Source organism: Deltaproteobacteria bacterium (assembly GCA_023382265.1).
Classification (GTDB): domain Bacteria; phylum JAMCPX01; class JAMCPX01; order JAMCPX01; family JAMCPX01; genus JAMCPX01.
This window is the reverse complement of sequence record JAMCPX010000046.1, coordinates 1-9,281: the sequence shown is the minus strand read 5'-3', so window position 1 is coordinate 9,281 and position 9,281 is coordinate 1. Positions and strand designations below refer to the sequence as shown.

Sequence of the window (9,281 nt, the reverse complement as noted above, 5' to 3'; positions counted from 1 at the left end):
TACTAACTACTTTGAGGCCTGTTAAAATGAAACCATGGAATAAATTCTACAATCGGATCACCTAGGGTAAGTTCTAAATCTTTTGTAACGTTAGGAGGGGAAACAAAAAATGGATACGTCATAAAATCAGCAGGAGCCAATATCCTGTTTGTAAACAAAGAGCGTGAAAAGAACAAAACAAGTGAGATCACAATAACAATATTTGCAATCCAGAAATATTTATGTGTTTTAACAGCCATCAATACTTTGTATACTATAACAGCTTGACGAACTCCACTAAAAGTGGAAAATTACAAATAAACAGGAAGGGCTCGATTTAGATTCTTTCCTTATAACTTCTATGCAAAATACAAAAATGATGTTGGTTGTAGCTAACAATCTGGAGAAGACCTCGCCTTGGTCCTCTCCTAAGAGGAGAGGAAATTCAAAAGTTCCTTCCCCTCAGGTACCCAGCAAAGCTGGGTCGGGAAGGTTAGGATGAGATCTAAGGTATTTACACATTGGTTGCGGCTAAAGAGCTGCGATTTAGAAAGCTATTCTCATGTTTAAACGTATAAAATCTTATCAATTCGGTTTATTCATCATACTGCTCTTTGCTTTTATTATCAGGATATTTCCCCGGCTATTCTTACCATTTTTTTACATGGACGACGAAACTATTAATATGGTTATACCTATATTAAAGATGATACATACACATTCATTGGATCCTCATTTTTATAAATATGGGACAATAATACATTATCTTACTATTCCAATCTATGAGATATACTTCCATATTAAGCACATATCTCCGCTGCCACCTCCTTCCCTGGATTTTCTCAATCCGACTTTATACTTTATCGGCAGGTATGAATCGGCTTTCTTTGATATACTCACCATTCTTGTTACCTATAAAGTTGGAGAGAGATTGTTCAACAGAAAGGTTGCCTTTTTAGCATTAATCTTCATGGTATTTAATCCTCTTGAACTCTTTATGTCCCATTTATTTAAACCTGATACATTCATGACATTTTTTGCAATGTGTGTATTCTATTATTCGATCAGAATTAAAGAAGAAAATAAGATCAAATGGTATGTTCTGGCGGGAGTTTTTTCGGGATTTGCCATGTCCACGCGGCTTGATTTATTTGTACTATTTATGCCTATAACCGGATGGTTCATATATTATTATAAAAACCCTGCCCCTGATTTCACCCACAGACAAAATATAAGAAACATAGGTATGTTTTTGTTCACAGCGTTTGTTGCATTCTTTCTGACATCCCCATATTTGATTTTGCATATTCCAGAGTTTATTCATGCTATATTTCATGAATTTACCTACGAGCAGGATATTAATCTTGAAAACAACCTCTTACATAAAAGATTTATTGCTCAACTTATAATTGTTTTTCCATTTATGCTCTCCATAAGTATTTATGCATTATCAATATATGGCATATATTTATACACAAAGCATAAAGGATTGTATGAAACCATGTTATTTCTAATCTATCCATTCGTATATTTTCTAATAATAACCCTTGTTTCCGATCGGCCTTCTTATGCTGGCGGCGGTTATTTTTACTTGACCATTTTGCCGTTCTTTATGCTGCTTGCTGCATATAGTTTTATGTATGTGTTTGATAAATTAAGGAAAAAAAGTGTTAAGATTTTGATAGTTATGGTTATTTTTATCGATATACTTTTCTCATCAGGTAATTTTATAAGCTTGATATACAATTACAATAGATTAGGCTATTGGGTAAACAAAAATATCCCTCCGGATTCTACTATACTTATACTAACTACTTTGAGGCCTGTGTTTAAGTGGAAATATTATGTCTATCCTATATATACCGAAGCTATTAAAAGGAATCCACCTATTCGCTATAGTGTAAAGGTTGTTAAGCCTGATTTTGTCATAGCCACAGGGTTTGACATACATCTGGAAGGGGGATATGATTATTTTAACCAATTAATGAATGACGATCATTTTCATCAGGTAAAAATATTTATGCCTTACTGTGCGCCCTATATATCTCTGTTTTCCAAGTTTACTCCTGAAGTCAAAAGTGGGGAAATTTATGTGTACAAAAGTCACTAAATATTCTGTTGTAAAAAGGTATATTAGTGCTTAGATAAAAAAATATGAAGATTCTTTTAATCAAAAGTGGGAATCCGGATGCAATGGCGATAGGCATAACACCGCCGCTTGGATTAATGTATATCGCATCGTATATAAGAGCAGCACGGGGTGACAAAGTCAGGCTTTTTGACATAAGGTTTTACCAGGAGCCACTTCAGGAAATCCAGCGTGTTATAAATGAATTCGAGCCAGACATAGTTGGCATAAGCGCTCTTACTCTCGAAGCACCTGCCATGTATCAAATTGCCCATTTTGTAAAGTCGATTACTGATATCCCTGTAATTGCCGGAGGGCCTCATGTTTCGTCTGCACCTGAAGAAGTATTAAAGAACAAAGATATTGATATTGTGATTATAGGCGAAGGAGAGATTAGCTTCAAAGAGCTTCTTGACGTCTTAAACAAAGGAAATAGGATAGAGGACGTTAAAGGTATCGGTTATAGGAAAGACAATGACACAATACTGAATCCGGAAAGGGAATATTTAGATAATCTTGATATTCTGCCTTTTCCATCATGGGATCTTATAGATTTTCAAAAATACGCTCATGCAAAGAGTATGAGCACACCCATCTTCAGAGCGAGCTCACAGTTGTATATGGTAATGCTGACATCACGCGGATGTCCTTTCCGGTGTACATATTGCCATAATATTTTTGGAAAAAAGTTCAGATCAAGGTCTGTGGAGAATGTTCTGCAAGAAATGAAGGTATTGATAGAGCAGTTTAACATAAAAGATTTTGAAATTATAGACGACATATCGAATTTTGACAAAGAGAGAATAAAATCTATTCTCTCCAGTATTATAGAAAAGGATTGGAAGATAAGGCTCGCTTTTCCCAATGGTGTAAGAACAGATTTGCTCGATGAAGAGATCATCAACCTTATGCAGAGAGCCGGAACTGCAGAAATATCTGTTGCGGTCGAGACCGCAACGCCAAGATTACAGAAAATGATAAAAAAGAATCTCAACCTTGAGAAAGTAAGAAGGATGATAGATTTTGCCGCAGGGAAAGGAATCTTTTTAAGAGGACTTTTTATGCTCGGATTCCCGACGGAAACAGAAGAGGAGATGAAAGCTACCATAGATTTCGCATGCAAGTCGAAATTACACACCGCATTGTTTTTTGTTCTCAATATTTTCAAGGGCACGGAAATATACAAACAAGCAGAAGAAGTGGGGGTAGAGATACCGGAACTTGATCTGGAAGATTTTGACTATCATGCAATGCCGTTTAATGTAAGCGCCGTGTCGGACAAACGGCTGCACAGTCTTTATTCCCGTGCCTATGTAAAATTTTATTTCAATCCTGCAAGGGCATTCAGGATCCTCAGGACAAAGGCTGTGCTGCGTAATTTATTTTTCAATGTCACTCATTTTCTTCCCACGATCTTTGCAACACTTCTGACCATTCTGCATCCCCTGAAAGGTAACAAAAAAACAAAGATGCGATCCACTTTATCTAAATGAGCTCGCTTCGGCCTGGGAATCCCGGAATATAATATGAAAATACTTTTTATCAAGAGCAGGAATATTAACACAAAGGTAATAGGCATAACACCACCCCTTGGGTTAATGTATGTTGCATCCTATATCAGAGCAACTCGGGGGGATGATGTCAGGATTTTCGACATTAGCTTCCACAAAGCACCCCTCAGGGAGATTGACCGCATTATACATGAATTTGAGCCTGATGTCATTGGTATAAGCGCGCTTACGCTTGAAGCGCCCGCCCTGTATCAGATTGCCCATTTTGTAAAGACAGTTACCGGTGCCCCTATCATTGTTGGAGGTCCACATGCAACATCTGCTCCGGACGAGATCTTAGAGAACAAGGATATTGATATCGCAGTAATTGGAGAAGGAGAAGTTACATTTAAGGAGCTCCTAGATAATTTGGATGCGGGACAAGGGATAGAGAAGGTAGATGGTATCATGTACAGGCAGGACGACGATATTATACGGACTCCTCCAAGGGGATATATTGATAATCTCAATGAACTGCCTTTTCCTGCATGGGACCTTATCGATGTTAATAAATATGCTCACGTAAAGAGTGTGAGCACCATTATATTCAGATCCAGTTTTCTTCCATACATGGTAATGCTGACATCACGCGGATGTCCGTTCCAATGTACTTTCTGCCACAACATAATGGGCAAAAATTTCAGGGCAAGGTCCGCTGAAAACGTACTTGAAGAAATGAGAATATTGGTAGAACAATATCATATAAATGATTTTGAGATCATAGACGACATATCGAATTTTGACAGAGAAAGAATAAAATCTATCCTCTCCGGTATTATAGAAAAGGGGTGGAAGGTAAGGCTGTCTTTTTCCAACGGTGTAAGAACGGATATGCTCGATGAAGAAATTATCAGCCTTATGCAGAAAGCCGGGGCGAGTGAGGTATCGATAGCGGTTGAGACGGTATCGCCGAGACTGCAGAAGATGATAAAAAAGAACCTCAACCTTGAGAAGGTAAAAAAGATGATAGAGTTTGCTGCAGACAGAGGCATATTTTTGCGTGGGTTCTTCATGTTCGGGTTCCCGACCGAAACGGAAGAAGAAATGAAGGCCACTATTGATTTCGCATGTAAGTCAAAACTACATATTGCTTATTTTTTTCTTCTCAATCCATATAAAGGAACAGGGATTTATGAATATGTACAAGAAATGGGACTGGGGAAGCAATTGGAGAAAATTCAGTTGGATGATTTTGATTATCTGGCGATGCCCTTGAATATAAGTGATATCCCGGATGAAAAGTTCTATAAACTATATAGGTCTGCTTATATCAAATTCTATATCAATCCTGCACGTATATTCAGGATATTGAGAACAAAGGCCGTGGTGCACGATTTATTTTACCATTTCAATCATATTCTTCCGATGGTTTTATTGACGTTGCAGGCAATGCTGTTTCCTCTTAAAGGTAATAAACAAACAACACTGGAGCAGGTTGAAATCACCTATCACAAAAAAAACACAAAATATCTTTCACTGTGGTCATCTAAAAAGAAGCAAGCAAGTTTAAGGTAGTTCAAATAAACTGAAAATATATTGTCTTTGAGACTGTTCCGCAGTCCCTTTGCATCATCCTGAATTAATCCCGGGATCTCATAGGCGATTAAATTTATTACATGCTGAAACAAGTTCAGCATGACATTCTTACTCGTTCTACCTTGTATGACGCAGCATGTTTGGCAGCCGGCAATTCACTTACTAGTTCTTCTTTGCAGAAGAAAAATCCAATACATTTTCTTCTCATTGTTTTGCGAGGGTAAGCAATATGATTCATTTCTTATGAATCTTTTTAAATTCAAAGTTTACCGGTTCAAGAACTAATCGCTGGTTACCTTTGGGTGTGAACAGGTTCTTCAGTAACACATAGAAATAATAGGGCAGGTCATTCCAAGTAGCCTTTGTCTTCAAGATGCGGGATATCCTTATCGGGTTAAAATAGAATCTCATCCATGCTGTTGCATAAAGCCGATGAAGTCTCCTGTCAGGTACATTGCTCGCGTTAAAGGGCATCGCATGGTAGTCAAAGTCTTCAGGTTTTATATAAGAAGGCATTTTACCGGTTTGTTCCGCCTGCTTTGAAAGCTCTGTCCCTCCAAACGGGTTTACAAGAAAAAAGAGAGCTCCATGTATGCGGGATTTGCAAGCAAAATCAATCGTGGCTTTCACTTCTTCCTCCGTTTCCGTCGGGAAGCCGAGCATAAAAAAGCCGCGAACATACATACCCTCATTCAAGCAAACATCTATGATGTGTTTGACCCTTTCAAGGTTAAGGTTTTTCTTTACCATCCTTTGTAATCTTACAGATACGGTTTCCACAGCTATAGTAACCTCTTCTGTGCCTGCCTGCCGCATCAATCGCACAGCCTCATCGTCAAGCAGGTCCGTCCTGACACCGTTCGGAAAAGAAAGTGCAACCTTCCAGCCGTTACCTATGATGCCGCGCATAATTTGTTTGAATCGTTCCTTATCGAAATTTGATATGTCATCGATGATCTCAAAATCATTGATATGGTACTGTTCTATCAATATTCTCATCTCATCGAGAACATTCTTAACAGACCGTGCCCTGAATTCCTTGCCCATGATATTATGGCAGTAGGTACAGTGGAAAGGACAACCGCGGGATGTTAAAAGCACCATATAGGGGCCATATCCTATGATACTCATACTTGCAGTCTCGGCATATTTCTCCAGTTCGATTAGATCCCATGTTGGAAAGGGTATGAAGTCCAGATGCTCTATAAAGTTTCTTTGATGGGTCAATATAATATCATTATCTCTTCTGTAGCCGATACCATGAACACTTTCTATGCCCGCTCCTTTATCCAGATTATCAAGCAGTTCGTTGAATGTGATCTCCCCTTCTCCGATGACAACAATATCGATATCTTTGTTCTTCAAGACCTCTTCAGGTACGGATGTTGCATGGGGTCCACCGGCAATTATAAGAACATCTATGACCGACTTTACAAAACGGGCAATCTGATACAGGGCAGGAGATTCCAGAGTAAGGGCACTTATACCGACAATATCAGGCTCAAATTCACTGATAATACGGTAAATCTCTTTCAGCGGCTCTTTGTAAAACCGTATGTCAAAGATTCTAACATCATCCCCTCGTGACGCTTTCAAATACGATGCGACGTACATTAATCCAAGGGGCGGTGTTATGCCGATGGCCCGTGTGTTGAGATTGCCGCTTTTGATGAGAAGTATCTTCATTTTGTCTTTATAAAAGCACAATCCTCTATTTTTTACCATAGGATTATATTTTCTTATTGTAAAATAGAATCGTTATGCTTAAATAAAAGTAACTATGAAAGTACTCTTGATCAAAAGCAGCAACCTCATTGCGAGATCGAAAGGCACAACCCCGCCTCTCGGGCTTATGTATATTGCATCATACATAAGGCAAACGAGGCATGATGAAGTAAAAATTATCGACACAAGACTCTACAAAGAACCTCTAAAAGAAGTATATAATACCGTCCTTAAATTTCAGCCGGATATCGCGGGTATTGGAGCTCTTACCTTTGAGGCTCAGGCAATGTACCACATTGCGCACCTGGTAAAACAACTTACGGATATTCCGGTTATTGTTGGCGGACCGCACCCGACATCTGCACCGCAAGAGGTTATGAATAATGAAGATATAGATGTTGCGGTCATCGGTGAAGGGGAGATTACGTTTAAAGAGTTGCTGAATGCCTTGGAAGCAGGAAAAGATTTAACCACGATAGATGGTATAGTTTATAGAGATCATGATATAGTCAAGATCAATAAATCCAGGGCATATATAAATAACCTCGATGAACTGCCGTTCCCGGCTTGGGATAGTGCGGAGCTCAAAAAATATGTAAATATATACAGCATAAACGGCATCAGGTTTCGTCCCTACATGGTCCTTCAGACATCGAGAGGTTGCCCGTTCCATTGTACATACTGCCACAATATCTTCGGTAAAACATTCAGAGCCAGGTCTGCAGAAAATGTCCTTGCCGAAATGGAAATGCTCATCAATAACTATGGCATCCATGATTTCATATTTTTGGACGATATTCCAAACCTTGAAAAAGATCGGATAAAGGCAATATTGCTTGGCATGATAACGCGAAACTGGAAAACGAACCTTTATTTCACCAACGGCGTACGGGCGGATATGCTTGATGAAGAGATCATTCATTTAATGAAAAAGGCCGGAACCGTGGAAATCGCTGTTGCTGTAGAAACCGTATCACCGAGACTGCAAAAGATGGTGAAGAAGAACCTCAACCTTGAGAAGGTGGCAAAAATGATAGATGTTTGTGTCGACAGCGGGATGTTCGTAATCGGGTTCTTTATGCTCGGTTTCCCGACAGAAACTGAAGAAGAGCTCAGAGCTACCGTCGATTTTGCCTGCAAATCGAGGATGCACCAGGCACTTTTTTTCCTCGTTAATCCCTTCGGCGATACCGAGCTTGCACGGCAGATAGCATCGACGGGAAAGAAGCCGGCAAATCTCAAGCCGGAAGATTTTGATTATCATTCGATCCCTTTCAATGCCAGCAGCATGCCGGATAAAACACTTCATAGAATTTATTCAAAGGCATGGATACGGTTTTATTTTAACCCTGTTAGGATCGTACGGATATTAAAAGCGAGAAAACTGTGGCTGGATCTTCCTTACATGTTCGGCTTGCTAATAAAAGACATGTTTGCGGGAAAGGGAAACAAGAAGCAGACCTTTAAACCGGTAGATGTCTCATTGCTCAAGGAATCCCGTGAAAGACATCCGGGGCATAGTGTCGCCCCGTCCTTTAACAAATTGACTTCCCCTCCTTTGAGGAGAGGACAAAGATGAGGCCTTCTTAAAGAGGTCGAGACCTCATCCGCACCCTTCCCTGTCGGGTGGGTACCCGTTCCCCTAAAAGGGGAAGGGGCTGAAATCTTCCAGAAGAATCGGTAAGAGGGTCTTGTAATTGCCGTTCATGAAAATACCCTCTTTAACTTTGCAAACAGTTTCTTCATACCGCTGACCGAGCTAAAATGCCTGGCCATGTATACAAAGGATGAAAGCCTTACATATACATAAAAGAACCCCATGATCCGTATAAACCTGAGCTGGCGGTTGGAAAGGGTAACATCGTTAAATGCCCGCCTGTTGTAATAATCAAAATGAGAAAAATCTTTTTCTATAGCATACTCTTTTTTGTTCGACATAAATTCGAAGAGATCCGTTCCCGGCAGAGGCTGGGTAAGATTAAATGTTACCTCGTCGGATTTTATATCCTTTGCAAATTTAACGGTAGAGATCACTTCCTGTCTTGTCTCGCCCGGCGCGCCGAGCATAAAAAACACCAGTGTTTTTACACCAACGCTGTGTGCGATACCGACAAGCTTCCTTACCTGTTCAGGGACAATGCCTTTTTTATAGACATCGCTCAATATCCTGATCGTGCCGGATTCTCCCCCTATCTGTATCTTCCTCAGTCCTGCCGTGTGCATACGCAGGAGTAGCTCCCTGTCAATGGTGTCCGCCCTTGTGTTGCATCCCCAGATAAGACCTGTATCCGCCTTTATAAGCAGATCCGTAAACTCAACAACCCATTTTTTATCTATCGTAAGCGTGTCATCCTGAAAGATAA

General features: G+C 39.8%; 7 protein-coding genes. 4 read left to right on the top strand and 3 right to left on the bottom strand.

Going from position 1 to position 9,281, the window contains the following annotated elements:
• Positions 1-2: 2 nt before the first annotated feature.
• Positions 3-239, bottom strand: a complete 237-nt coding sequence (locus M1381_08350) for a hypothetical protein (GenBank protein ID MCL4479088.1) — start codon at positions 237-239, stop codon at positions 3-5.
• A 425-nt stretch (positions 240-664) separates the two neighbouring features.
• Between M1381_08350 and M1381_08345 the strand changes: the two genes are divergently transcribed.
• Genes M1381_08345 through M1381_08335 form a run of 3 tightly spaced genes read left to right on the top strand, consistent with a single transcriptional unit; the run spans position 665 to position 5,172 of the window.
• Entirely contained in the window at positions 665-2,089 is a 1,425-nt protein-coding gene (locus tag M1381_08345; GenBank protein MCL4479087.1) for a glycosyltransferase family 39 protein, read from the top strand.
• A gap of 44 nt (positions 2,090-2,133) precedes the next feature.
• The gene (locus M1381_08340; GenBank protein MCL4479086.1) at positions 2,134-3,600 is read left to right on the top strand and encodes a B12-binding domain-containing radical SAM protein; all 1,467 of its coding nucleotides are present in this window, start codon (positions 2,134-2,136) and stop codon (positions 3,598-3,600) included.
• A gap of 33 nt (positions 3,601-3,633) precedes the next feature.
• Positions 3,634-5,172, top strand: a complete 1,539-nt coding sequence (locus tag M1381_08335) for a B12-binding domain-containing radical SAM protein (GenBank protein MCL4479085.1) — start codon at positions 3,634-3,636, stop codon at positions 5,170-5,172.
• 255 nt (positions 5,173-5,427) lie between these two features.
• Here M1381_08335 and M1381_08330 read toward each other — a convergent pair whose 3' ends face one another.
• Positions 5,428-6,879: a B12-binding domain-containing radical SAM protein gene (locus tag M1381_08330; GenBank protein MCL4479084.1), complete on the bottom strand. Its 1,452-nt coding sequence runs from the start codon at positions 6,877-6,879 to the stop codon at positions 5,428-5,430.
• A gap of 94 nt (positions 6,880-6,973) precedes the next feature.
• Between M1381_08330 and M1381_08325 the strand changes: the two genes are divergently transcribed.
• Positions 6,974-8,497: a B12-binding domain-containing radical SAM protein gene (locus M1381_08325; protein MCL4479083.1), complete on the top strand. Its 1,524-nt coding sequence runs from the start codon at positions 6,974-6,976 to the stop codon at positions 8,495-8,497.
• A 125-nt stretch (positions 8,498-8,622) separates the two neighbouring features.
• Here M1381_08325 and M1381_08320 read toward each other — a convergent pair.
• A partial coding sequence (locus M1381_08320; protein MCL4479082.1) for a radical SAM protein occupies positions 8,623-9,281 on the bottom strand: 659 nt, incomplete at its 5' end.